Source organism: Pedobacter aquatilis, from assembly GCF_032678405.1.
GTDB lineage: Bacteria > Bacteroidota > Bacteroidia > Sphingobacteriales > Sphingobacteriaceae > Pedobacter > Pedobacter aquatilis_A.
Map to the genome: position 1 here is coordinate 813,394 of NZ_JAVTSJ010000002.1, position 26,065 is coordinate 839,458.

A 26,065-nucleotide genomic window follows, 5' to 3' on the forward strand; every position below is an offset into this window, starting at 1 on the left:
TATTCATATCGCATGAGCTTAAATATCCATTACAAAGAGGATTTTCAAAATCGTCATATTGCTCCAAATGAGGCTGATACAGCTGAAATGTTGCATACAGTTGGCGTAAATTCTATTGATGAGCTAATTGAACAAACTGTTCCAACGGCAATCAGGTTAAAACAGCCTTTAAATTTGCCAGCAGCGAAATCAGAAACTGAATATCTTGGTGCTTTAAAACAAACTTCATTATTAAACAAAGTTTTCAAAAGTTTTATCGGTCAAGGTTACTACGATACCATTACACCAGGTGTTATTTTACGTAATGTATTTGAAAATCCGGGATGGTATACGCAATACACGCCATACCAGGCAGAGATTGCACAAGGTCGTTTACAGGCCCTGTTAAACTTCCAGACCATGGTTATCGATTTAACCGGAATGGAAATTGCCAATGCCTCACTTCTGGATGAAGGTACTGCTGCTGCTGAGGCGATGTTTATGCAATACAGTACACGTAAAAACCAGGCTGCTAAAAAATTCTTCGTTTCAGAGTTACTTTTTGCTCAAACCATTGATATTTTAAAAACCCGTGCAAATCCTTACGGTATTGAACTGGTTATTGGAAGCCATTTGGATTTTGTTGCTACTGAAGATTTCTTCGGTGCGATTGTTCAATACCCGGCTGGCAATGGTGAGATTTTCGATTATAAAAACTTCGCTGCTGAATTACATAACCAGAATATTAAATTAACGGTTGCTGCCGATATTTTAAGCTTAACGTTGTTAACGCCTCCGGGTGAGTGGGGTGCTGATATCGTAGTTGGTACCACTCAGCGCTTCGGTATTCCGATGGGTTTTGGTGGCCCTCACGCAGCATTTTTCGCTACTAAAGAGGAGTATAAACGTTCCATCCCTGGCCGTATTATTGGGGTAACCATCGATAGCCACGGCGATTACGCGTTGCGCATGGCGCTTCAAACCCGCGAGCAACACATTCGTAGAGATAAAGCGACATCAAATATCTGTACAGCACAGGCATTATTAGCTATTATGGCCGGTTTCTATGCAGCTTATCACGGACCAAAAGGCTTAAAAGCAATTGCTGAACGTACACATGGTTTGGCTGTAAGTTTGGCTTCAACTTTAACCAACTTAGGTTATACACAATTAAACTCCGCTTATTTTGATACCATTCGTTTCGATTTAGGTAATACAAAAGGTGGAATTCATGCTTATTGTTTAGATAACGAAATCAATTTAAATTACGTTGGCAACACCGTAACGATTTCTATTGATGAAACCACCACTTTTGAAGACATTACCTTAATCGCTAAAATATTTGCAAGAGCAAAAGGCATTGCTGGCGATCAGGTAGAAGTTGTTGAAAACGTAGAGACTGTTATTCCTTCTGAATTACAACGTACATCTGAATATTTAACGCACCCGATTTTTAACTCGCACCATTCTGAACATGAAATGTTGCGTTACATTAAATCGTTAGAGGCAAAAGATTTATCGCTTTGTCACTCGATGATTGCTTTGGGAAGCTGTACAATGAAATTGAATGCAACGGCAGAAATGATTCCCGTTACATGGTCTCATTTTGGACGCATCCATCCATTCGCACCTGCCGATCAGGTTTTAGGTTATTATTCAGTTTTTAATGAACTGGATAAATGGTTGAGCGAAATTACCGGTTTTGCAGCAATGAGTTTACAGCCAAATGCTGGTGCTCAGGGTGAATATGCTGGCTTAATGGTTATCCGTGCTTATCACCACGATAGAGGCGATTTCCACCGTAATGTAGCATTAATTCCTGCTTCTGCTCACGGTACAAACCCTGCTTCTGCAGCAATGGCAGATATGAAAATTGTAGTGGTTAAATCTTTAGAAAACGGAAACATTGACGTTGAAGACTTAAAAGCTAAAGCAGAATTACACAAAGATAACTTATCATGTTTGATGGTTACTTATCCATCTACTCACGGAGTATTTGAAGAAAGTATTATCGAAATTTGTGAAACCATTCACGCCAATGGCGGACAGGTTTATATGGATGGGGCTAATATGAATGCTCAGGTTGGTTTAACCAGCCCCGCTAATATTGGTGCCGATGTTTGTCACCTAAACCTGCACAAAACGTTCTGTATTCCTCACGGTGGTGGTGGTCCTGGTATGGGGCCAATCGGTGTAGCGAAACACTTGGTTCCTTATCTTCCTGGTCATGCTGTAGTTGATATTGAAAAAGGAAAATCAATTTCTGCAGTATCTTCTGCGCCATGGGGTTCAGCTTCAATTTTGATTATTTCTCACGCTTATATCGCGATGATGGGTGCTGAAGGTTTAACCAATGCAACCAAATATGCAATATTGAATGCAAACTACATGAAAGCCCGTTTAGAGCAGCATTATCCTGTGCTTTATTCAGGTGCTCAAGGCCGTTGCGCACACGAAATGATTTTAGATTGCCGTTCGTTCAAAGCATTCGGAATTGAGGTTACAGATATTGCAAAACGTTTAATGGATTATGGTTTCCACGCACCAACAGTTTCATTCCCGGTTGCAGGTACTTTAATGGTTGAGCCAACTGAATCTGAGCCTAAACATGAGTTAGATCGTTTCTGTGATGCATTAATAGCCATTAAAAAGGAAATTACTGAAGTTGAAAACGGCACCTTAGATAAAACAGATAATCCGTTAAAGAATGCGCCTCATACAGTTGCAGTAATTACTGCAAATGAATGGGAACATGCTTATAGCCGTCAAACTGCTGCGTTCCCGCTTCCATATGTGTTAGAGCGCAAGTTCTGGCCTTCGGTTGGTCGCGTTAACGATAGCCATGGCGATAGGTCATTAATCTGTGCTTGTCCTCCGGTTGAGAGTTATCTGGAAGAAATAGTTCCTTAATAATGTAAAAGGGAAGAGCTAAGATGGATAATGGTTTCATAGCTCATCCAAACTCTAATCCCAACTCCGTCATTGCGAGAAGGCTTTTTCAGCCGACGAAGCAATCTGATTAGATAAAATCATCTGCAAGTTTTATGAATTCTTTTTCATAAAACTTGCAGATTTTTTTTTTGCCCGTCATTTCGAGCGTAGCCGAGAAATCTATGTAATGATAACTAATGGACAAAGATTTCTCCATTTCGCTGCTATCGGGTTCAAGATCGTAATTAATTCTTTTACCAAAATTTCCACCAACTTTTTCTGAGTTTTCTTAATCCTCTATTAATTTCTATTTTATTTAAACTATAATAATTGATGATTTTAATATTTAGGTCATTAATTAATAAATTTTCTGAGTTAATATTTACAACTTCATTATATTTCTTCTTTACTGCAGTAAACCATTCGAAAAATCGGCTTTTAATCACATTTGGATTTTTTCGTTTGTCCTCCTCGCTAACAAAGTAAAATCCGTTAGGATGATTTTTTAGCGATCTCTCAAGAAAAAACAAAATCATATCTGTGAAGGCATTTTCGGATAATTTTATTTTTTTTAGATTCTGGCTAGGATCAAACATCCAAATTTTTGGGTCAGGATTTTTGTGCCTCTCATTTAAATAAAAGAAAGTAAAATAATCATACCTGTAATGTGAAATGGCTAATATCTTTCTTGTTATATTAATTCCAGATTTTTTAATTTTCTTATTAGCAAACTCATTCAAGTCATCTAAATCTTCATAAGAAATCTCTTCGCCGTCGAAAAAATGCCACAAAGACTCTTTTCCCATGCTCTTTAAATATTCTATATAAGCTAATGGGAGGGTTTCATACCTTTTTTCGAGTAATTCAATTTCTTCGTCAGTACAGCCCTTTATATTAAATTCTTCTTCAATATTAAGTTCAATGATGAGTTTTTTAAGTGCGGTGAAGAAATCTTTATAGATATTTTCCATAGTAGGCTTTACATGGCATTAAGCAGAAAGAAGAATCAACTGATTTGAAAAAACTCTTTTCATTTTGAACGAGTTAATACAATAACATTTAACTTGTTTAGTTCGCTAGATTTCAACATCACTTCACTTATCTAAATAATCCAAAATGCCATAAAATTCCTGAAGGGTCGTGCACGAAGCATTCACTGCCCCAGTCTTCATGTCTAACGGGTGTTACCCTCACATTTTCATATTTTGATGGTAAATCTAAGTCCGAAAGTTCTTTGTAAAAACGATCAACATCATCTACTTCCATAAAAATCATAGTATTTTCAATCCAGTCTTTTACGTAGGCATCCTGTAGATAGAAAGCCATATTGCCAGATTTAAAAACCGACATATCGCTACCTAAGGTTATTTCTTCGAAACCTAAATCACGGTAAAAGCTTCTGGATATATCGAAATCTTTAGCACCTATAAAAGGGCGGATCGATTTTGCATTGTGTTTCATCGTTTCTGTATTTAATCTGACAGCTAATATAATAAATTGAGGTTTGGCTTCTAGCAACTTTGAATAGAAGCACCGCATTGCCCACTTAAACGGGATTGAAATGATATACTTTTTAAATAGCATTAACGCTAAATGTTTTGTTATGCTGAGGTTATTTAAAAAAGATTTAATGGAAAGTCCGACTTAAATTAAAAAAACTGCTGCATTTGCTTTTCTAATTGTTTTTAAAACCTTCAAATTAAACCATCACAATATTTCGCAGTCAATTAGAATGATTTTAAATAAAACTATTATTTTTGAAAATCTTAACATAGGTCAATAATAAAGGATAGGCCTTAAGTATATCTTTGTTACATAATTTAAAAACCATAAAATGAAATTAAAAATCTCTTCAATCTTTTTGTTCGTAGCAGTTGTATCGTTATCAGCTTTCACAACTATTAAAAAACCAGTTGCATATACTGTTGATGCTGCAAAATCGACTATTACCTGGATTGGTAAAAAAGTTACAGGTTCTCATAACGGAACAATTGCTTTACAATCGGGAACTTTAAATGTTGACGGTAAAAAAGTAACAGGTGGTACTTTCACTATCGATATGAATTCAATTAAAGATGCTGATGGTAGTGCTAAGTTAGAAGGTCACTTAAAAGCTGATGATTTCTTCGGTACTGCTAAATTCCCAACTTCTACTTTCGTAATTACTAAAGTTGATGGTTCGGGTGCTGCTGTAACAGTAACAGGTAACTTAACTATTAAAGGTATTACTAAGCCATTAAGCTTTCCTGCAACTGTAACTGTAAATGCTGATGGTACTGTTTCTGCTTTAGCTGGTAAAATCACTGTTGACAGAACTAAATACGATATCCGTTACGGTTCTAAATCATTTTTCGATAGCATCGGTGATAAAGCAATTGATGATAACTTCGAATTAGCAGTTAAATTAGTAGCTAAAAAATAATTTTCGATTGTCTCGGAAACAAAAAGGTCTCGGCACTATTTTCGAGACCTTTTTTGCTTTATAAGCTTAAAGATTTTGGAAAGCTGTTGCGGTAAAACTATTAATGTTTCTTCCCGCCAATTCGCTTCAATCTTTTTATTGGCTTCTGTTATGCTGAGGCACGAAGCATCTGTTTCATTGGTTGCAGATGCTTCGTGCCTCAGCATGACAGCATATTTAAGGTTGCTGCTAACAAAAAGTATTTTCGCTGCTGTCGGGTTTAGAAATTATAGAACTGCACGAAACTCAGGTTGCAAATTCTACTAAAATCCTGAATGCTTTCTTTTATCCGTCAGCTAAAGCTCGACGATAATGAGCTTTAAGGTATTTGGGTTTTATGCTTTTAGCTTTAATCTTTTCCGGCTTTCCGCTTCTACCTGATTTTAAACCCACCTTCTACTTCATCAACAAAGCCCGTTGCAGCACTTTTTCCATGATAGAACAAGCATTCCCAGTTTTCCGCCGCAGCACGTTTGCCAAATTCTTTTCTTAACTCCATAGCCTTGCGACCATCAAAATCATATTTAGCAATAAAGTTCTTAATCAGTTCTTCAGGTTCAGGCAAAACATCACCACCAAAAAATATCTTTTGTTTTCCTTCGCTTAGTAAAAATACCTGATGATTCGGGCAGTGCGCTCCGGTAAATTCGTATGCGATGATTTCATCAATAGCACCATCACCCTCTACAAATGTTAACTGGGCATTGCGTTGTACAAAATCGAAAATGTCGGTATGGTAAGAGGATGATGTACTGCTAAAAGCCGTTTCCCATTCGCCCCGATTAATGATGTATTCGGAATCGGGGAAACTTAGTTCAGTTTTATCGCCGAGTTTATGAATCATTCCTCCGGAGTGGTCGTAATGTAGGTGCGACATTAAAACTTTGCTTACATCAGTTGGGTCAAAGCCCGCATTTCGGATATTCTTATGTAAAATCAGTTCGCCGTGGTCATCACTAAAGCCTAAACCCGTATCGAAGAGAATTAAATCATTTTTTAATTCAACCAGAAAAGGTTGTACATTAATAAATAAAGATGCAGGTCTATCTTTAAAACTATGAATGGCAGAATCGAAGGGTACAAATTTTTTTGTTGCATCAACCGAATAGGTTCCTTCAAATAAGGTATGGATTTGCAAAATATTGATGTTTTTAATCTGATGCAAAGTTAACAATCTATTTACTTATTCGTTTTGTTAAATAACCTGAACGATATATTTAATTTCATTTTTCATCACTAAATTGGCAGCATGAAAAGGTTTTTTGCGATTCTCATTTGTTCATTGCTGTTAAACAATTTTGTCTTTGCGCAAAAGCAGCCTAATATCATCATTGTGCTGGCCGACGATTTAGGTTATAGCGACCTTTCCTGCTACGGCAATCCAGTAATTAAAACACCTTTTCTGGATGGAATGGCAAATAAAGGTATCATGGCTACTAATTTTGTTACCACCTCGCCAACCTGTACGCCATCAAGGGCCTCTTTGCTAACCGGAAGATATTGCAGCAGGATGGATTTGCCCCGTCCTATTGGCCCGGGTGATAAACGTGGAATTCCTGAAGATGAAATAACCATTGCACAGATGCTGAAAAAATCGGGCTATCAAACGGCTTTAATTGGCAAATGGCATTTGGGCGATCATGGCGTTTCACTCCCAAATAAAAAAGGTTTTGATGAGTTTTTCGGAACACTTTACAGTCACGATTACCGAAGCCCTTACGTCAAAACAGATACCGTTATCAAAATCTTCAGGAACACAAAGCCAGAGGTGTTTAAACCACATGATAGTACCTTGACCAGCGCCTACACCCGCGAATCGGTAAAATTCATTAAAAAGAGTGTTGCGGCGAAAAAACCTTTCTTTTTATACCTGGCGCAAAATATGCCACATTTGCCAGTTGCATTTGCAGCACAGAAATTTAGAAAACAACATTCTGCCGGTGGTGAGCTTGGCGATGTGATCGAAGACATGGATGTAGGTTTGGCTGAGGTATGGAAACAGGTTGTTGCTTCCGGACAGGCTGATAATACCATTTTTATTTTTACAAGTGATAACGGCCCCTGGATAAATGCACCACAGCGTATGTACGATGATGGCTTTACCAAGTTTTACCATGTGGGTACTGCAGGTATTTTTAAGGGTTCGAAAGGCATTTCTTATGAAGCCGGGCATCGCGTGCCTTTTATTATTTATTGGAAAGGACATACCTTAAAGGATAACCAGTTTACAAAGCCTTTTTCAAATCTTGATGTTTTGCCCACGCTTGCTAAATGGACAGGAGCACCTCTTCCTGATAAAACGCTTGATGGGGAAGCTATTGACGGATTATTAACCCTTAAAAACTACAATAAACCGCATCGCCCTATTTATTATCATAGCTATGTTTTAGAAGGTGTAAAAGATGGCGACTGGAAATTGCGTATTACTAAGAATGGTGATAAAGATTCGAGTGAACTTTTCAATCTTGCCTGGGATCCGTCAGAAAGAGTGAATCTCTTCAATGATGCTAAGTATCAGCAACAACGTGCGCATCTGGTAAAACTTTTTGGCGAATATCCCGGAAATTCGAAGTAATGGCTAAGCATTTGAGTAAAAGGGTATAGTAATCTATGCCCGATTATTTGCTTCAGCGATTTACAATTAAAATGTATATTTACTGTTCGGAGACAGAATAAATGGAAAAAAGATGGGTAAAAGCATCAGCTTGTAATGATGCTGCCATAACAACGCTTACTGAACAACTAAATATAGATCGCTCGCTTGCTCAAATATTAGTTCAAAGAAATATATGCGATTTTGATTCGGCTAAAAGCTTTTTCAGGCCGGATTTAGATCAACTGCACGATCCTTTTCTGATGCAGGATATGGATGTGGCCATAAGCAGAATTGAAAATGCCCTCGCAACAAATGAAAAAATACTGATTTATGGTGATTATGATGTTGATGGTACCACTTCGGTAGCACTTACTTATAGTTTCTTTTCTCAGCTCACTAAAAATATCGAATATTATATTCCCGATCGTTACCTTGAAGGGTACGGTATTTCTACTGCGGGAATTGATTATGCCAATGATAATGGTTTTTCGCTGATTATTGCGCTGGATTGTGGCATAAAATCAATCGATAAAATTGATTACGCCAATGAACTTGGTATAGATTTTATTATTTGCGATCACCATTTACCGGGTGATGAATTGCCCAAAGCCATCGCGGTTCTGGACCCAAAACGTAGCGATTGTAAATACCCGTTTAAAGAACTGGCAGGCTGTGGAATTGGTTTTAAATTAGCGCAGGCTTATGCCTTGAAAAACAATCTGCCTAAGGAAACTTATTTGCAATACCTCGATTTGGTAATGGTGAGTATTGCTGCCGATATCGTTCCTGTTGTTGGTGAGAACAGGATTTTAGCCTATTATGGCATCCGCAAACTCAATACAAATCCATGCGAAGGCTTAAGGGCTTTAATGGAAGTTTCGGGTAAAACAGAAAATTATACCATTACCGATGTGGTTTTTACCTTAGGGCCAAGGATTAATGCAGCCGGCCGGATTGACCATGCAAAACACGCTGTAGCCATGTTGCTGTGCCAGGTAGATGGAAATTCACTTGAGCAAAGTGAGCTGATTAACCTTAAAAATACGGAACGTAAAACCTACGATCAGGATATAACCCGCGAAGCATTGGCTCTAATTGGTGATAGTGAAATCTTAATCAACAGAAAAACAACAGTTGTTTTTAATGAAAACTGGCATAAAGGTGTAATAGGAATTGTAGCTTCCCGCCTTACGGAAAAATATTACCGTCCTACCATTGTACTCACCAAATCAAACGGTCATGTTGCCGGTTCTTGCCGTTCGGTTGCCGGCTTTGATTTATATGAGGCATTAAGTGGCTGCGCCGAACTATTGGACCAATATGGCGGCCATAAGTTTGCTGCTGGCCTCACCATGCAACAAAGTAATGTTGATGCCTTTGCTGATAAATTTGAGGAAATTGTATCAGCAACGATTACCGAAGAGCTTTTAACACCGATGATTAAAACCGATGCCGAAATTGACCTTGCCCAGATTGATGGTAAATTTTATCGCGTTTTAGCGCAGATGGGCCCCTTTGGCCCTGAAAATATGGCTCCGGTTTTTGTTACGCACAATGTGTACCTCGCCCAATATGCAACGGCAGTTGGCGGTAATCATTTAAAAGTTAATATAAAGCAACAAAATTCAGCTATTTTTGAAGGTATTGGTTTTAGTTTGGGCGAATACCAGAATATTCTACAACCAAAAGTTCCTTTTTCTGTTTGTTATACGATAGAAGAAAACGTTTGGCGGGACAAGAAACGCCTGCAGCTCAATATTAAAGGAATAAAAGTTAATTAAAATTAAAATAAATCGTCATGCTGAACTTGATTCGGCATCTTAATTTGAAGAGATCCTGAAATAAATTCAGGATGACGAGTACAGGATATATGATACTAAGAGCCGAAAATCTGGTTAAAAAATATAAACAGCGAACTGTTGTTAACGACGTTTCTTTTAATGTAAGTCAAGGTGAAATTGTAGGCTTACTTGGACCAAACGGTGCCGGAAAAACAACTTCTTTTTACATGATTGTTGGCTTAATTAAGCCAAACGAAGGGAAGATATTCCTGGAGGAAGAAGATATAACCGAAGATGCAATGTATCGCCGGGCACAAAAAGGTATTGGTTATCTTGCTCAGGAAGCCTCTGTATTCAGAAAGCTTACGGTTGAAGAAAATATTTTAGCTATTCTTGAAATGAGCAAACTGAGCAAGGAGGAGCAGAAAGATAAACTTGAAGAATTGATTAATGAATTCAGCTTGCATAAAGTACGTAAAAACCGTGGCGATTTATTATCGGGTGGCGAGCGCAGGAGGACTGAAATTGCCCGGGCACTGGCAGCGAATCCGAACTTTATTTTGCTGGATGAACCTTTTGCCGGTGTAGACCCCATTGCTGTTGAAGAGATTCAAAGTATTGTAGCCAAGCTTAAGCATAAAAATATCGGCATTCTGATTACCGACCATAATGTGCAGGAAACGTTGTCGATTACCGACAGGGCTTATTTACTTTTTGAAGGTAAAATACTTGAGCAAGGTGTGCCGGAAGTATTGGCCGAAAATGAGATGGTTAGAAAAGTGTACCTGGGTGCAAACTTCGTGTTAAAGCGTAAATCATTTGATGTTTAAACCGGGCTCATGGCAATTGTAAATTCTATTTTCACCTGGTTGATGAAAAAGCGAATCCATCAGATTGAGCTTTTTATGAAATATCCGCATGATGTACAGGAGGAATGGTTTCATTCACTCATTGATAGCGCAGAGAATACTGAGTGGGGTAGGAAATATGAATATAAAACCATCCTCACCATACAACAATTTCAGGAAAGGGTACCCATTCAGAATTACGATACTTTGAAACCCTATATCGAGCGTATGCTTAATGGCGAACAGAATATTCTCTGGCCATCTGATATCAAATGGTTTGCAAAATCATCGGGTACCACAAGTGATCGAAGTAAGTTTATACCGGTTTCAGAAGAATCGCTCGAAGAATGCCATTTTAAGGGTGGAAAGGATATGCTTTCCATTTACTGCAATAACCGTCCCGATAACCAGATGTTTACCGGCAAAGGCCTGGTTTTGGGAGGAAGCCATCAGGTTAATCAGCTAAATGAAGATTGCTTTTATGGCGATCTATCGGCCGTATTAATTAAAAATTTACCTATTTGGGCCGAGTATTACCGTACCCCTGATATGTCTATCGCTTTGATGGATAATTACGAGGTAAAAATGGATAGAATGGCCGAAGCCACTATTCAGGAAAACGTAACCAGTATTTCAGGAGTACCTACATGGACCATTGTGCTGGCAAAAAAAGTGCTACAATTAACCGGTAAAGATAACCTGCTTGAAGTATGGCCAAATCTCGAACTCTATGTTCATGGTGCCGTAAATTTTACGCCTTACCGCGAGCAGTTTAAGCAACTCATCCCTTCTGATGAGATGTATTATCTTGAAACTTATAATGCATCAGAAGGGTTTTTTGGAATTCAGGATCAGGATAATTCAGAAGAAATGTTATTAATGCTTGATTATGGCATATTTTATGAATTTATTCCCCTGGAAAATATCGCTGAAGAAAATCCTAAAGCCTTATTACTTGGCGAAGTGGAACTTCATAAAAATTACGCAATCGTGATTTCTACAAATGGTGGTCTTTGGCGGTACATGATAGGCGATACCATTCAGTTTACCTCTGTTAATCCTTACCGAATAAAAATTACCGGACGTACCAAGCACTTTATAAATGCTTTTGGTGAAGAAGTTATTATTGATAATGCAGAGCAGGCTTTAACCAAGGCCTGTGGGGCAACAGGTGCCGAAATAAAAGATTATACTGCCGGACCGATTTATTTCAAAGGAGAGAAAGCAGGCGGCCATGAATGGATTATTGAATTTGATAAGCAACCTGATGATTTCGAAAGGTTTGTTGATGTAATGGATAACACCTTGCGTGAGATCAACTCAGATTACGATGCCAAGCGTTTTAAAGACATGGCTTTGTGTCGTCCAAAGGTTCATAATGTACCTGCAAATACTTTTTACAATTGGTTAAAGGCAAAAAATAAGCTAGGTGGGCAACACAAAGTTCCACGTTTGGCTAATGAACGGAAATATCTTGATGATATATTAGGAATGATAAAAGCTGAGGCTTAAGTATTCGATTTGAAATTTAGCCGTTGATGATATAAAGCGTTAGGCAATGAAATTGAACAGGAAGAAAATACTGGAATTCTTTAAAAAATCTGAAAGCAGGGCAACAGTAATACTGAATGATAAGGCAAAGGCAAGTAACACTATTAAGGAAGCGCTAGGTAAGGCTGTTACCAATAAAGGTGATTTAGAGGGCATTTGGGCAAAAATGATTATGCTTTTTGCAGTGGCAAAGGATTATGTTAATGGCGATTATACTGAAATCCCTAAACGTTCAATTATTGCCATTCTTGGAGGATTGATTTACTTTTTATCTCCAATTGATGTTGTGCCTGATTTTGTTCCCGTACTTGGTTTTATTGATGATGTTTTTGTTTTGAATCTGGTTTATAAGCAAGTACTTAAAGATTTGGAGAAATATAAGGACTGGAAAGATGCTCAGGTAAATTTGATTGAAGATGCTGATGCCTCAGAAATTTAATTTCTTTGATTGGTTAAGTCATCACCTTTTAACCTGTCCCTTCAAAGCCTATTTTGGTTTCGACTGCCCGGGTTGTGGTTTTCAACGTTCAATAATCGCATTTTTGAAAGGAAATATTATCGATTCTTTCAAAATCTATCCAGCTACTATTCCTTTGATCTTTCTTTTTTGCTTTACTATGCTTCACCTAAAGATGGATTTCAGATTTGGCGCTCAGCTGATTAAATTGATGTTTATTGGTATTGCAGTAATTATTCTAATCAATTACATTTACAAAATATACAACCATCTACTTATTAACTAAAACAATCTACATGTCAGAAGAACAAGGAATTCCACAAGAAAATCAACCGATACAAAATGAAAACCAGGCCTCAGCACCGTTGAATACGCCGCCGGTAACGCCTCCACCATTTCAGCAACCTCCGCCTTTTGGTCACTTTGGCGGTATGGGCCAACAAAACCTGCCAAATGCTACGGCTGCACTCGTACTGGGAATCATTGCGATTCCGGCTTGTTGCTTCTACGGGATATTCGGAATAATATTTGGGATCATTGCATGGATTCTTGGTGCTGGAGACGTTAAAAAATATAACCTTAATCCAACAGCTTATACTGAATCATCGTATAAAAATGCTAAAGCAGGAAAGATTTGCGGCATGATTGCTACCATTTTGAGTGCACTTACCATAATATTTTTCGTACTGGTTATTGTTGGTGCAATTACCAATCCGCAGATGTACGACAACATTATCAAAGGCATGAAATAGCATTTGTTATTTTTACCTTAAGAATATAAATCGAATGGCACATGCTGTTCGATTTTCTTATTTTTGTAATCTGAAATTGTAATTAAAAACTAACGATAATGTATCCAGAATATTTAGTAGAACCAATGCGTAAGGAATTAACCAACGTAGGTTTTGAAGAATTAAAAAATGCTGAAGAAGTAGATCAGGCAATTAAAGGTGAAGGAACAGTTTTAGTTGTGGTGAACTCTGTATGTGGTTGCGCAGCAGCGAATGCACGCCCGGCTGCAAGAGCAGCAGCAGCACACGAAAAACACCCTGATAAGCTGGTAACTGTTTTCGCAGGTATGGAAAGAGAAGCGGTTGATCAGGCAAGAAGCTATATGATGCCTTTTCCTCCATCTTCACCAGCTATGGCTTTGTTTAAAGATGGTAAATTAGTTCATATGATTGAGCGCCACCAGATTGAAGGCCGTCCTGCCCAAATGATTGCCGATAACTTAATCGGTGCTTTTGAGCAATACTGTTAATTGGTGATTTCACCGATAAGGTGGATTACACTGATTTAGACTATTCTAATCAGTGTAATCTTTTTAAATCACTTAATCTGCCTTAATTAAAAATCTTTATTGAGTAATTTCTCAAGCTCTCCGAAAGAAACATTCATCCTTACCCTGCCTTGTTTGGCGTAAGAAATCTCCCCGGTTTCTTCTGAAATAATTACAGCAACGGCATCTGTCGTTTCCGAAACACCGATACCCGCCCTATGCCTTAATCCGAACTGAGACGGTAACTGGTCATTATCGGTTAAGGGTAGTATGCAGCTCGCACTTTTTATTTTGTTTTCTGAAATTACCACGGCTCCATCATGCAGCGGACTGTTTTTCTGAAATATACTTTCAAGTAATCTCTTTGATATTTTCGCATCAATCACTTCGCAGCTATTGGCAAAAAATTGTTCATCATAAAACTTAACGAAAACAATTAATGCACCTGTACGTGTTTTCTTCATCGTTTTGCAAGCATCAATAATTGGTTTTATACGGGTTAAGTTATTTCTTTCAATTTCTTTCCGTCCGAATAAGTAACCCCACCAGGCTTTATTCTTTTGTAAGAATGCATTTTTTCCTATCAAAAGTAAAAAACGCCGTATTTCGGGGTGAAAAATAACAATGAGTGCAATGATGCCAACACTCATAAATTTCTCTATGATGGTTGTGAGCAATTTCATGTGCAGGATATCGACAACTTTATAAAAAACAGCGATAATCAGCATACCAACCAGGAGATTTACGGCAAGGGTATTGCGGATAAGGGTATAAACGTAGTAAATTAAAAGTGCTACCAGCACAATATCTACCACATCGGTAACGGTAAATTTTACAAAATCGAAATCTAATCCTTTCATTACTGCCAAGATAGCAAATGTTTGATAATGGTTAATTGTTTAAATTGTAGGAATTGGTTAATTGTTTAGACATCCAGTCTACTTATTAGCTTAACGCACTCCACGGCTTCCTTAACATCATGTACCCTTAAAATTTTTGCTCCTTTTTGCAAGGCAATTGTATTCAGAACCGTTGTGCCATTCAGCGCCTCGGCAGCAGAAATTTCCAGGACTTTATGAATCATTCCTTTTCTTGAAAAGCCCGCAAGAACAGGTAAGTTGAAAACTTTAAAATCTTCCATCTGGTTTAAAAGCTCATAGTTATGCGTTATGGTTTTTCCAAAGCCAAAGCCAGGGTCGATAATTAAATCATGAATGTTTAACGCTTTCAGGGCTGCTATTTTTTTTGCCAGGTAATCAATTACATCCAATAGAACATTGTTGTAAACCGGGTTTTGCTGCATGTTTTGAGGTGTGCCCTGCATGTGCATTATGATGTAGGGCACCTGCAGGCGTGCAACGGTTTCAAACATGTTTTCGTCCATATCGCCTGAAGCAATATCATTGATCATGTGAGCACCCGCCAGAATGGTTTGCTCGGCAACTTTTGCCCTGAAGGTATCAACTGATATAAGGGCTTCAGGTATTTCTTTATTTAAAGCTTCAATTATTGGAACTAGTCTTTCAAGTTCCTCGTCCTCCGAAATGTTTTTTGCACCTGGCCGCGAAGAATAGCCGCCAATATCAACGAAAGAAGCGCCTTCATTTAAAAATTGTTCCGTTTTACGCAATGCTTCATCAATGGAGGTCATGCGGCTGGTGCTATAAAAGGAATCGGGCGTAATATTGATGATGCCCATTACTTTGGGCTTGCTGATATCAAATATTTTTCCTTTTAAATTGAGGGTTTGTTTTGATTCAAAAAAGTTTTTTTCTGCCATATTAAACCCTTTCGGGATTTGGGTTTCGCTTTAAAAATGTATCTTTAGCTTTCGTTTTTCGAAGCAAAAATACATTAAAACTAAATAAATATTGGCTTTGGCACTAACAAATACCGCTACCGAATTTGATGATGTGATTGCAGTTTGCAGATCGTTATTTTTAAAGAAAACAACAGATTATGGAACAGCCTGGCGCATATTGAGGTTAAGTTCAATTACCGATCAGATTTTTATCAAGGCGCAACGCATCAGGACCCTGGAAGAAAAAAAAGTGAGCAAAGTAGGTGAGGGCATAACGCCGGAGTACATCGGAATTATTAACTACTGTGTTATTGCTATGATGCAGCTGGATTTTAAGGAAGGTGACCTTTTGGAAATCCCGGTTGAAGAAGTGCAGGTACTTTTTGATGCAAAAGTTAAGGAAACAAAAGATTTAATGTTTGCCAAGAACCACGATTATGGTGAAGCCTGGAGAGATATGCGAATCAGTTCTTTAACGGATTTAATTCTGCAAAAGATTTTCAGGGTTAAACAAATAGAAGATAACGAAGGACAAACACAAGTATCAGAAGGCGTAAATGCAAACTACCAGGATATGTTAAATTACTCGGTATTTGCTTTGATTAAATTAGGTGTAAAATAAATGAAAAACATAGCTTTAACCTTTTCCCGAATTTTCGTTGGTGTACTGTTTATCTTTTCAGGATTAATTAAGGCAAACGATCCCTTAGGTTTCGGCTATAAACTTCAGGAGTATTTTGAAGTTTTTCATATCGATTTCCTCAGTCCTGTAGCAACAGGAATCGCCATCCTGCTTTGTACCTTAGAAATTGTCCTGGGTGCATTACTTTTGTTTGGCTTTTGGGGTAAAAAGGTTTCATGGGGTTTATTACTCCTCATCATTTTCTTTACACTATTAACTTTCGTCTCGGCATTTTTCAAGGTGGTAACCAGCTGCGGTTGCTTTGGCGATGCAATACCCTTAACACCATGGCAATCGTTTAGTAAAGATTTGGTTCTTTTGGTATTAATCGTTTATATCTTTATTAAAAAAGATTCGATTAAACCGATTTTGCAAAAAAATACCACACAAAGAAATTTAGCTACTTTCATTATCGTCCTATCTTTATTGTTTGGCCTATATACTTACAATTTCTTACCGGTACTCGATTTTCTTCCATATAAAGTTGGGGCTCATATTCCTTCATTGATGGTTATTCCGCCAGGAGAAAAACCTGACGAATATCAAATCATGTATCACCTGAAAAATAAAGCTACTAAAGCTGAAAAAGACATGAGTGATAAGGATTACCTTAAAACAGAAATTTGGAAAGATAATAACTGGGAGATCATAGGTGAACCTTCTAAAACCCTGGTGAAAAAAGGTTACGAACCAAAAATTAAAGATTTAATCATCACTGATGCTTCGGGTACCGATTATACAAAAGAGCTGATTGAAAACCCCTATTACAATTTAATTTTTGTTGCCTATAACCTTAAAGATGCAAATGAAAAAGCCATTGGCGATTTAAATGCACTGGCCATGAATGCTACTCACGAGTTCAATATACGTACTGTACTGCTTACCTCCAATTCGGCGGTGGATGCGGAAAAATTCATTAAAAAAAATAATCTTTTTTCAGAGGTTTTTTATGCTGATGCGGTGCCGCTTAAGAGTATGGTAAGGGCAAACCCGGGAATACTTTTATTAAAGAATGGCGTAGTGATAAATAAGTGGCATTTTCATAGCATACCAACTTTTGACCAGTTAAGTAATAAATATTTCAGCAAGTAAATGTTAGCCTATACCATAAAAAAACTCCTGTACGGACTTCTGGTTATGGCCGGCGTTGTGCTTGTTGTTTTTGTATTGTTTAATATTTTACCTGGAGATCCGGCACGTATGACCATGGGGCAGCGAGCAGATGTACAATCATTGGAGGCGGTAAGGAAGGAATTTGGACTTGATAAATCGAAACCGGTACAGTTTGTTTTGTACGTAAATGATTTATCGCCAGTAAGTATCCTGGATAATGATAGTACTACGCAAAGGAAATATCATTTTGTACGACTTATCACCATGGATAAAAAGGTGTTGGCGTTAAAATGGCCTTACCTCAGAAGCTCTTATCAAACAAAAAGAGACGTTACGGCCATACTTTCTGAAACCGTACCCAATACCTTCATTCTTGCCCTAACGGCAATGATTTTTGCTACAATCATCGGTGTGTTTCTAGGCATACTCTCGGCAGTATATAAAGATACCTGGGTTGATAAAACAGCTAATGCTTTTGCTATTCTTGGCATATCTGCACCCTCTTTTTTTGCTGGAATTATCATTGCCTGGCTTTTTGGCTTTGTACTAAGCAATTACACGGGTTTAAAAATGAGTGGAAGTTTATATAGTTACGATCCGTTTAAGGGTGAAATATTAACACTAAGAAACCTATGGCTTCCGATGGTAACCCTGGGATTAAGACCCCTTGCGATTATTGTTCAGTTAACCAGAAGTGCAATGCTTGATGTGCTTGCACAAGATTACATCCGTACGGCAAGGGCAAAAGGCCTGAGTCGAAATACAATTATTTATAAACATGCCTTAAAAAATGCCATGAATCCTGTAATTACAGCTATCTCGGGTTGGTTTGCATCGCTTTTGGCTGGTTCTTTCTTTGTTGAATACATTTTTGGTTATAATGGCCTCGGCCGTACTACCGTAACTGCACTCGAAATGTCTGATTTTCCGGTAGTAATGGGCGCTATTCTGTTTATTGCTTTTGTGTTTGTGGTAATAAATATCCTGGTCGATATTCTATATGCTTATGTAGATCCAAGGGTGAAGCTGGCATAGCTAATTTAGATTAACAGGCATAAAAAATAAAAAATATTGGCATGAAAATTTTCTTAATCGGTTATATGGGGTGTGGTAAAAGCACTAAAGCTAAACAACTTGCACATCGTTTAAACTGCCCTGTGATAGATTTAGATGCAGAGATTGTGAATAAATCAGGTAAAACAATAGCCGAATTTTTTGAGGCTTTCGGCGAAAGCGGGTTCAGGGATTATGAAAGTGAAATGCTAAAAGCATACAATTATCCTGAAACCTGCGTTGTGGCCACCGGTGGTGGTTTACCATGTTTTTTCGATAACATGGATTGGATGAATGCACATGGTGAAACCGTTTACTTGCAAATGGAGCCCGCTCAATTGGTTTCCAGGTTGCATAACCGTCAGAAAAGGCCTTTGATTAAGGATTTGGATGATGATCAATTACTCGAATTTATTAAGGTGAAACTTGAAGAAAGAAATCCTTTTTATACAAAAGCAAAAGTTGTTGTAAATGCATTTGATTTAGATGCAGAAACACTTGAACAAAAGCTGATGTAATGATTAGTGCATTTGTGTCTGTCAGTTTTTTATCTTAAAAAAATCCTGATCTATTATTTTGGCCGAGAGCAAGGCCAGTGGTATGCCACCCCCGGGATGAACACTTCCGCCACAGAAATACAGGTTTTTAATTTTATTGCTGAAATTTGGGTGCCTTAAAAATGCCGCAAATTGGTTATTTGAGCTATTTCCGTACAATGAACCCTGGTAAGAACCCGTTTTACTTTCAATACTCCTCGGATCTAAAATTTGTTCACATATAATTGCTTCCGAAAAATCTTTACCGAGTATTCTGTTTAGCTTGTTAAGGATGTGTCCTTTGGCCTCGATGATGAGTTGTGTCCAATCCTGTCCGGTGTTGGCAGGAACATTAATCATAACAAACCAGTTTTCACAACCTTCAGGTGCATCACTTTTAATCTTTTTTGAGGTGATGTTGATATAAATTGTAGGATCGGTATAAATGGTTTTTTCTTTCCAGATAGCCTTAAATTCTTGCTCGTAATCTGCTGCAAATAAAATATTGTGTAGCCCAAGTTCTGGATGGCTGCCTTTAATTCCCCAATAAAAAATAAGTGCAGAACTGCTTCTTTCCTGTGTCAGGAGTTTTTTTGGAGCAGGAAAATCCTTTAACAGATTTTTATAGGTAAACCAGATATCCAGGTTGGAAACAACAGCAGCTGATTCGATCACTTTGCCATTTACTTTTACACCTTTAATCTTGTTATCCTTGTAAAGAATTTCTTCAACTTTTTGTCCAAAATGAAATTTAATGCCTACATCTTCTGCCAGTTTTTGTAAGGACTTTACAATGCTGTACATTCCATTTTTAGGTAGAAATGCACCAAAGTGATATTCAAAATGTGGAATTACATTTAATGTTGCCGGAGCCTGGTAAGGGTTTGAACCATTGTAAGTTGCATATCGGTTAAACAACTGCACAACTCTTTTATCCTTAAAAAAGTGACTATTTGCCTGATTCTGTGTTCTAAAAGCATCAATTTTACCGAAACGAAAAACAGATTTTAAAGTATCGAAATGAAGATAGCTTTTAAGTTTATGCAAAGTTCTTTCCAGAAAAACTCTATGCGTAATGCGATAGATTGTTTCACTCTTTTTTAAAAAACGGTAAACTTCTTCGGCTGATGATGCTGTCTTATCTTCAATTTCATGCACAAACTGTTTTGTATCTGAACAGGCGGTTAATTTTAGACCATCCTCATAAAAATACTTGCAAATTTCATTAAGCTTTTCGTAGGTGAAGTAATCTTGCGGATTTCTGGCGGCGAGTTCGAAAAGTTCATCTACATACTTAGGCATGGTAAATAAACTCGGCCCGGTATCAAACCGAAATCCACTTAAATTTATTTCAGCAAGTTTACCTCCGGCATAAGTATTAGCTTCGAATATTTCAACCTCATAGCCTTTTACAGCCATTCTAATCGCCGAGGCAATTCCGGCAATCCCAGCTCCGATAATTATCGCTTTTGGCATTAAATTTACTTACTTTAAAACCTCCAGATAAGCCTGCGTTTGTTTTTCAATAGCTAAAGTAGCGACCTTTATGGCTGAACCTACCCGGGTTGTTTCTGCCTTTACCGGCATCTTATTTATGGTTGCCAAGGCGGAAATATACCATTTGCTCCAGGCCTCGATAATGTGTTTTTCTTCTGTAGCAGGCTTACCATCGGCAATGGCTTTTTTGCTTAACTCGAATTCAGTTTTCAACCGCACAAGTGCATCGTCTTTTACTTGGGTAACCGTGCTTGCTGCCATGTTTTCATCAGCGGATATTAAAGAATAGGCTGCAGTTAAAGCACTAATACCAACGTTTTTCATTTCTGTTGGCGAAACCTTGTCAATCCGGTCGTTATCCGTGTGATAAAAAACATCCGTAAAATGCCACATTAATAATCCCGGGATTTTATTCTGAAGAAACGGTGTATGATCACTTCCTCCTTCAAATGGGTTATAATTTACTGTCCAGTTTGCATATTTGCCTTGCGCTTTACATATATCGAAAATAAAATCATTTAAATAATGAGGGAAAAGGTCTTTTTCCTGCACGTCGCCAGCACCCCACTCGGTATGTTTATCCGTACCACGGGTCCAGATTGCCGATGGGTCGGGCATTTTCTCTATTAAAAACGATCCGCCGGTTTTTTTGGTGTCTTCACCAACCATATCTAAGCTCATTCCCCACAAAATTCCTTTTGCACGTGTAGTATCTTCAGTAATGTATCTTCTTGTTGATACAATTTCATCGCCCCATAAGAATGTTAAGGTTCTTTTCGGATTGATTTTTTTTGATTGGTAAAGTTCTGCGGTTAATCTTGCCATTTCGGCTAAGGTACCTACACCACTGGCGTTATCATTTGCGCCAGGCTCCTGTACATGGGCACTAAACACAAATCTTTCATCAGATTTTTCACTTCCCTTAACATTTGCTACAACGGTTAATTCTTCCGACGGATAAATTTTTGTCTCGATGTTAACCTTTAGTTTCGTTGCACCTTTTTTACAGGCCACTTTAAGTTTTTCTTTCGCTGCAAAAGAGAGGAGTAAAGTCCATACCTCGCTGTTTGCACGCATACTGCCAAACTGAATTGAGCTTTGGTGAATTTCAGGTTGTGTGTATTTAGGCATAGAATAACCTAAAACACCTATAGCTCCTGCTTTAACAGCTGCGGCAAGTAAACGGGAAGGATTGTTTTCCGAGAACAATATTTTGCCTTTCAGGTCCATTTTATCAAGCTCTGCGGGTATAATCTTTTCTAGAAAAACAACCTCGGCAGTTACACCTTCAGCAGGCGTAGAAACACAGTTAATCGGAATCATATTCCGGTTGGTTTTGTATGTTATCAGGGGTTGGTTTTCGCCGATTATATTGATGCTGGCATCAACAGGCTCCCAGGTTTTATTTTTCATTGCCCGCTTTTCGATGCGGTAAGTTAGGGGGGCTTCAAACTCATTTTGTTTCTGCTCAACAAAGCCTGCCTTCTTTAAAATGGCTTCCACATGATGTATACTGGCATTAAAACCAGTATTTCCTGGCACGCGAAAGTACTTTTCTACAAAAGCAGTGGTTTCAAAGGCGTTAGCTTCTTTAAAACCTGCTCTCGTAAGTTTAAAATATTGTTCTGTTGTGTTTTGGGCGTAACTTGTAAACCCCGCTAAAAGCAGGCCTAATAGTATCTTTGTTTTCATGAATTAAGCTATAAAAGCTGAAAGATACTAAGAATAGTTTTCATTGTTACGGACTTTATTTATTCGTAACGCTTTCCTTTTTTATTTTTCAGGCCTTCATCAACTGAAAGAGGTCCTGAACCAATTACCCAGAATAAAATGAGTAAGAACAATACCAATACTGAAAGCCAGAGTTCTGAATTTGGCATTGAAAAACCTTTGGTAAGGTTAACAAAGAATACGGCGAACAACAGAATAGGGATCTGAATAACCACTGCAAAACGTGTTACCAGCCCTAACGTAATTAAGATTCCGCCGACAAGGTGCGCAAAGGCGACAATGTGAATGGCTACGCTAATCAGCATGCCCGAAAATCCAAATACATTGTTTTCTGTAATTAAATTCTGAAGGGTGTTGGTGTCGCTGATAAAGGAAACACCTTTTCCAAAAATAACCAGGCCTAAAATGATGCGTAAAAAATCAAGCCATTTTGTTTGATGAACATCTCCCCAATGTTCAATTCTACGGATAACGTTCATGATGAACCTCCTTTTTATGTGAATGATATATTAAGTTACAGGTTTATATCGGTTTAATCAATAACAAATTGAACCTGAATGTGTTTTATTTTGATACGGCTTAATAAAATTTAATTTGAACCATTTTGGTTTTTGGTATAAATTTTGTATTATTGTTTAAATAGCATATTTTTTTTATCATGAGCAAAGAAATTTTAGAGTTTTCTGTACAATTGGATGAAAAATTTGACCTGAAATTTAATCTGTTTGATGGCTTCTGGGAAGCTGCATTTAAAATTTTCGGAAAATAATTTTTAGTATCGTTTTTTCTCGTCAAACATCATTTCTGTTTGAAGTGTATTTTAACGCCTGAAATTTTTTTAAATACACTTTTTATTTAAATACACTTCCTTTATTTGTATTCATTCTTACCTGAGCATTCTGCTTTAGTCTTTCAGGTTTTACCATTATCTTTGCAGCATAATGAGTAGAAGAAAACCAGGTACGGTAACAATAATTCCAAACGTACATGTAATAGACATTGCAGAAGAAGGAAAAGGTGTAGGCAAAGCAGATGAGTTGGTAATTTTTATTGACAAAGCCGTTCCGGGCGATGTTGTAGACGTTAGGTTAACCAAAAAGAAGAAAAACTTTGCCGAAGCCATCATAGAGCAGCTACATGAAAAGTCAGAATTGCGTACCGAACCATTTTGCCAGCATTTTGGTACTTGTGGTGGCTGTAAATGGCAGCACATGGGTTACGATGCACAATTAAAGTTCAAACAAAAAAACGTTGAAGCTGCTTTGCAACGTTTGGGAAAGATAGACACCTCTTTTTCCGAACCAATTTTAGGCTCTGTAAAAAACAAATATTACCGAAACAAGCTCGAGTTTACATTTTCGAATAAACGCTGGTTAGAAAAAACTGATGTAGAACGTGACGAAGATTTCGACATGAATGCCCTTGGCTTTCACGTACCTTTGCGTTTCGATAAAATTTTAGATATTGAGCATTGTTATCTGCAGGATGAACCATCTAACCAAATCAGAAACGCTGTTCGCAAATACGCTTTAGAGAACAAGCTCTCTTTTTATGATTTAAGAAATCATGAAGGTGTTCTTCGTAACCTGATCATCAGAACGTCGAGCACAGGTGAAATTATGGTGGCCGTAGTTTTTGCCTATCCGGAACAAGAACAGGTTGATGGGTTGATGAATTTCTTAAAAACCGAATTCCCACAAATTACTTCACTTCTATACATTGTTAATCAAAAGAAAAACGATACAATTTTCGATCAGGAAGTAAATACTTTCGCCGGCCGTGATCATATTTTCGAAGAAATGGATGGTATCCGTTTCAAAATAGGTGTGAAATCTTTCTACCAGACAAACTCTGAACAGGCGTTTGAACTGTATAAAATAACACGAGAATTTGCAGGTTTTAAGGGTGATGAATTGGTTTATGATTTATATACTGGCGCAGGTACAATTGCAAATTTCGTTGCTAAAGATGTGAAACAGGTTGTAGGTGTAGAATATGTGCCAACAGCGATAGAAGATGCAAAATTCAATTCACAATTAAATGGAATTGATAATACCATTTTTTACGCCGGCGATATGAAAGATATTTTAACTGCCGAATTCATTCTTTCTCATGGCAAACCTGATGTGGTTATTACCGATCCGCCGAGGGCAGGCATGCATGCAGATGTGGTACAACGCCTGCTTGAAATGGAGGTAGAGAAAATTGTTTACGTAAGTTGTAATGCCGCTACGCAAGCCCGTGATCTGGAATTGCTGAAAGATAAATATGATGTAGTGCGCATAAAACCTGTGGATATGTTCCCGCATACACAGCACGTAGAAAATGTGGTTTTATTAAAGTTAAAAGGATAGAATATAGAGTTGTAGATGGAGTGAATGCTATTTCGTTCATTCAAAATTCAATATATGTATGGATAGAGAAGAGTTGTTAAATGCGACACCTGAAGATAGTGGCGCACAAAAGAAGCAGGAGAGTCCGCTAATTAGTTTAGAAAAAGACCTGGAGTTTTATTCAGAAGCAATAAAGGAAGTTGCCGTTGAAATCATGGTTGAAGGAATTTCAGCTTACCCGATTTTTGTAGCGCACCAGCATGAAGTTAAGCTTGGTGAGATAATTTTAAATAAGGAAGAGTTGAATACAAACTGGACAATACAGGCTTCAACTTTAGAGGAGTTTGTAGAAAAAGGGATTATCAATAAAGAAAAAAAAGAGCAGTTTTTAAAGGTTTATAAAAAGCCGGAAAGCTTTATGTGTGTCTTTGTAATTGTTCCTGAGGGTGCAAATTTCATTTACTACCCTTACAAAAAAGGTTAAGGAAATTAGTTTATAAAAAAAATCGCTGCTTTGCATCCGCAAAGCAAGCGATAGTAAAATTAATTAAACCTAAAACTAACTAATCTACTTTTGTTACATCACCACTTTTAGATGATGATGTTTTCTTTAAAGAAGCGTTTCCCTTGTAATGAACATCGCTTCCACCCGAAGCACCTGCTTCTAATCCTTTTGTAACATGTATATTGGCATCAGATCCACCTGAAGCATTTACTTTAGCATAACTTACTACAAAACCATAAGCATCTACATCACTTCCGCCGCTGGTATTTAATACCATGTTTTCAGCTTTTCCTGTTAAAGAAACATCACTGCCACCACTGGTTTGTAATTCGAGATCCGTGCAGGCTAAATTTAGCTTAACATCAGAACCACCTGAAGAGCGCAAGGCAAATTTATCTGCTTTAATCAGTCCCTGAGAGAAAACATCACTACCGCCAGATGCAGTTAAAGCCGCAAGTGTTTTAAAATTCACATAAGCTTTAATACTTTGATTTCTAAACATCGAACTCCAGTTGAGCCCTTCTTTCATTTTGATTACTAAATTGCCACCGTTTTGCTCTACAACAACATTTTTTAACAAATCAGCGTTTGCTTTAATTGTTAAACTCTCGCTTCCGTTCTGTGTTAGATATAAATCGATACCACTGCTAACGGTAATGCTGTTAAAGCTTTTTACTGCTACATTTTTCGATTCCTGAGCTTTGGTGATATGACTTGCAGCAATCATCAATAATACGGTTGCTCCTGTTCTTAGAAAATTTTTCATGATAGATTTGGTTTGGATTCTTGTTTTCTGAAAGAGATAATATATTTAGGTTTTTGTTATCTGGTAAAATATTAGACGCAGAAGCAGGCAAAACGTTGCAGCAGAATCAAAATATTTTTCAAATAGTTTGAAATTCACCCTTAAAATTGTTCTTTTTGTACTCAA

Annotated in this window: 26 protein-coding genes; 17 read left to right on the forward strand and 9 right to left on the reverse strand. The window is 37.6% G+C overall.

Annotated elements, in window-relative coordinates:
- Nucleotides 1–12 precede the first annotated feature (12 nt).
- The gene (gene gcvP / locus R2R71_RS09055; RefSeq protein WP_316830944.1) at nt 13–2,889 is read left to right on the forward strand and encodes an aminomethyl-transferring glycine dehydrogenase; all 2,877 of its coding nucleotides are present in this window, start codon (nt 13–15) and stop codon (nt 2,887–2,889) included.
- Between the two features lie 275 nt (nt 2,890–3,164).
- Here the strand turns inward: gcvP and R2R71_RS09060 are convergent, their stop codons facing one another.
- Nucleotides 3,165–3,881 carry an SMI1/KNR4 family protein gene (locus R2R71_RS09060; RefSeq protein ID WP_316830945.1) on the reverse strand — a complete coding sequence of 239 codons (717 nt, stop codon included), beginning with the start codon at nt 3,879–3,881 and terminating at the stop codon, nt 3,165–3,167.
- Nucleotides 3,882–4,008: 127 nt separating this feature from the next.
- Nucleotides 4,009–4,371: a VOC family protein gene (locus tag R2R71_RS09065; RefSeq protein ID WP_316830946.1), complete on the reverse strand. Its 363-nt coding sequence runs from the start codon at nt 4,369–4,371 to the stop codon at nt 4,009–4,011.
- A 373-nt stretch (nt 4,372–4,744) separates the two neighbouring features.
- On the opposite strand from R2R71_RS09065, the gene R2R71_RS09070 reads away from it, so the two are divergent.
- Nucleotides 4,745–5,332, forward strand: a complete 588-nt coding sequence (locus R2R71_RS09070) for a YceI family protein (protein WP_316830947.1) — start codon at nt 4,745–4,747, stop codon at nt 5,330–5,332.
- 412 nt (nt 5,333–5,744) lie between these two features.
- On the opposite strand, the gene R2R71_RS09075 is transcribed toward R2R71_RS09070, so the two are convergent.
- A complete protein-coding gene (locus R2R71_RS09075; RefSeq protein ID WP_316830948.1) occupies nt 5,745–6,509 on the reverse strand; it encodes an MBL fold metallo-hydrolase in 765 nt (254 codons plus the stop codon).
- 111 nt (nt 6,510–6,620) lie between these two features.
- On the opposite strand from R2R71_RS09075, the gene R2R71_RS09080 reads away from it, so the two are divergent.
- The 8 genes from R2R71_RS09080 to R2R71_RS09110 all read left to right on the forward strand — a co-directional run bounded on the left by R2R71_RS09080 (nt 6,621) and on the right by R2R71_RS09110 (nt 13,865).
- Nucleotides 6,621–7,946: a sulfatase-like hydrolase/transferase gene (locus R2R71_RS09080; protein WP_316830949.1), complete on the forward strand. Its 1,326-nt coding sequence runs from the start codon at nt 6,621–6,623 to the stop codon at nt 7,944–7,946.
- A gap of 101 nt (nt 7,947–8,047) precedes the next feature.
- Nucleotides 8,048–9,748: a single-stranded-DNA-specific exonuclease RecJ gene (recJ, locus tag R2R71_RS09085; RefSeq protein ID WP_316830950.1), complete on the forward strand. Its 1,701-nt coding sequence runs from the start codon at nt 8,048–8,050 to the stop codon at nt 9,746–9,748.
- Between the two features lie 89 nt (nt 9,749–9,837).
- A complete protein-coding gene (gene lptB / locus R2R71_RS09090; protein WP_316830951.1) occupies nt 9,838–10,578 on the forward strand; it encodes an LPS export ABC transporter ATP-binding protein in 741 nt (246 codons plus the stop codon).
- Nucleotides 10,579–10,587: 9 nt separating this feature from the next.
- Nucleotides 10,588–12,108: a GH3 auxin-responsive promoter family protein gene (locus tag R2R71_RS09095; RefSeq protein ID WP_316830952.1), complete on the forward strand. Its 1,521-nt coding sequence runs from the start codon at nt 10,588–10,590 to the stop codon at nt 12,106–12,108.
- Between the two features lie 46 nt (nt 12,109–12,154).
- Complete coding sequence (locus R2R71_RS09100; RefSeq protein ID WP_316830953.1) at nt 12,155–12,586, forward strand: YkvA family protein; 432 nt, start codon at nt 12,155–12,157, stop codon at nt 12,584–12,586.
- Nucleotides 12,570–12,890: a DUF2752 domain-containing protein gene (locus R2R71_RS21165; protein WP_410478213.1), complete on the forward strand. Its 321-nt coding sequence runs from the start codon at nt 12,570–12,572 to the stop codon at nt 12,888–12,890. Before R2R71_RS09100 ends, R2R71_RS21165 begins: the two co-directional genes overlap by 17 nt.
- 10 nt (nt 12,891–12,900) lie before the next feature.
- Entirely contained in the window at nt 12,901–13,356 is a 456-nt protein-coding gene (locus R2R71_RS09105; RefSeq protein ID WP_316830954.1) for a CCC motif membrane protein, read from the forward strand.
- Nucleotides 13,357–13,454: 98 nt separating this feature from the next.
- Nucleotides 13,455–13,865, forward strand: coding sequence for a BrxA/BrxB family bacilliredoxin (locus R2R71_RS09110; protein ID WP_316830955.1), 411 nt, complete (start codon nt 13,455–13,457; stop codon nt 13,863–13,865).
- A gap of 86 nt (nt 13,866–13,951) precedes the next feature.
- On the opposite strand, the gene cdaA is transcribed toward R2R71_RS09110, so the two are convergent.
- Nucleotides 13,952–14,743, reverse strand: a complete 792-nt coding sequence (gene cdaA / locus R2R71_RS09115) for a diadenylate cyclase CdaA (RefSeq protein WP_316830956.1) — start codon at nt 14,741–14,743, stop codon at nt 13,952–13,954.
- A 65-nt stretch (nt 14,744–14,808) separates the two neighbouring features.
- Nucleotides 14,809–15,663: a dihydropteroate synthase gene (gene folP / locus R2R71_RS09120; RefSeq protein WP_316830957.1), complete on the reverse strand. Its 855-nt coding sequence runs from the start codon at nt 15,661–15,663 to the stop codon at nt 14,809–14,811.
- Nucleotides 15,664–15,760: 97 nt separating this feature from the next.
- On the opposite strand from folP, the gene R2R71_RS09125 reads away from it, so the two are divergent.
- Genes R2R71_RS09125 through R2R71_RS09140 form a run of 4 tightly spaced genes read left to right on the forward strand, consistent with a single transcriptional unit; the run spans nt 15,761 to nt 19,050 of the window.
- Nucleotides 15,761–16,306 (forward strand): DUF1599 domain-containing protein, encoded by a 546-nt coding sequence (locus R2R71_RS09125; protein ID WP_316830958.1) that lies wholly within the window; start codon nt 15,761–15,763, stop codon nt 16,304–16,306.
- Entirely contained in the window at nt 16,307–17,458 is a 1,152-nt protein-coding gene (locus R2R71_RS09130) for a BT_3928 family protein (RefSeq protein ID WP_316830959.1), read from the forward strand.
- Nucleotides 17,459–18,514 carry an ABC transporter permease gene (locus R2R71_RS09135; protein WP_316830960.1) on the forward strand — a complete coding sequence of 352 codons (1,056 nt, stop codon included), beginning with the start codon at nt 17,459–17,461 and terminating at the stop codon, nt 18,512–18,514.
- A gap of 41 nt (nt 18,515–18,555) precedes the next feature.
- Entirely contained in the window at nt 18,556–19,050 is a 495-nt protein-coding gene (locus tag R2R71_RS09140; protein ID WP_316830961.1) for a shikimate kinase, read from the forward strand.
- Nucleotides 19,051–19,071: 21 nt separating this feature from the next.
- On the opposite strand, the gene crtD is transcribed toward R2R71_RS09140, so the two are convergent.
- From crtD to R2R71_RS09155, 3 genes are read right to left on the reverse strand one after another with little or no spacing between them, the layout of a single operon-like run.
- A complete protein-coding gene (gene crtD, locus R2R71_RS09145; protein WP_316830962.1) occupies nt 19,072–20,544 on the reverse strand; it encodes a 1-hydroxycarotenoid 3,4-desaturase CrtD in 1,473 nt (490 codons plus the stop codon).
- A gap of 9 nt (nt 20,545–20,553) precedes the next feature.
- Nucleotides 20,554–22,257 carry a M28 family peptidase gene (locus R2R71_RS09150; protein WP_316830963.1) on the reverse strand — a complete coding sequence of 568 codons (1,704 nt, stop codon included), beginning with the start codon at nt 22,255–22,257 and terminating at the stop codon, nt 20,554–20,556.
- A gap of 59 nt (nt 22,258–22,316) precedes the next feature.
- Nucleotides 22,317–22,775 carry a DoxX family protein gene (locus R2R71_RS09155; protein ID WP_316830964.1) on the reverse strand — a complete coding sequence of 153 codons (459 nt, stop codon included), beginning with the start codon at nt 22,773–22,775 and terminating at the stop codon, nt 22,317–22,319.
- A gap of 179 nt (nt 22,776–22,954) precedes the next feature.
- Here R2R71_RS09155 and R2R71_RS09160 point away from each other — a divergent pair, with 179 nt between their 5' ends.
- From R2R71_RS09160 to R2R71_RS09170, 3 genes are all read left to right on the forward strand, one after another.
- Nucleotides 22,955–23,065 carry a phenylalanyl-tRNA synthetase subunit alpha gene (locus R2R71_RS09160; RefSeq protein WP_316830965.1) on the forward strand — a complete coding sequence of 37 codons (111 nt, stop codon included), beginning with the start codon at nt 22,955–22,957 and terminating at the stop codon, nt 23,063–23,065.
- Nucleotides 23,066–23,237: 172 nt separating this feature from the next.
- Nucleotides 23,238–24,650 carry a 23S rRNA (uracil(1939)-C(5))-methyltransferase RlmD gene (gene rlmD / locus R2R71_RS09165; protein WP_316830966.1) on the forward strand — a complete coding sequence of 471 codons (1,413 nt, stop codon included), beginning with the start codon at nt 23,238–23,240 and terminating at the stop codon, nt 24,648–24,650.
- 58 nt (nt 24,651–24,708) lie between these two features.
- Nucleotides 24,709–25,113, forward strand: a complete 405-nt coding sequence (locus R2R71_RS09170) for a hypothetical protein (RefSeq protein ID WP_316830967.1) — start codon at nt 24,709–24,711, stop codon at nt 25,111–25,113.
- A gap of 79 nt (nt 25,114–25,192) precedes the next feature.
- Here the strand turns inward: R2R71_RS09170 and R2R71_RS09175 are convergent, their stop codons facing one another.
- Complete coding sequence (locus tag R2R71_RS09175) at nt 25,193–25,900, reverse strand: head GIN domain-containing protein (protein WP_316830968.1); 708 nt, start codon at nt 25,898–25,900, stop codon at nt 25,193–25,195.
- Between the last annotated feature and the right edge of the window lie 165 nt (nt 25,901–26,065).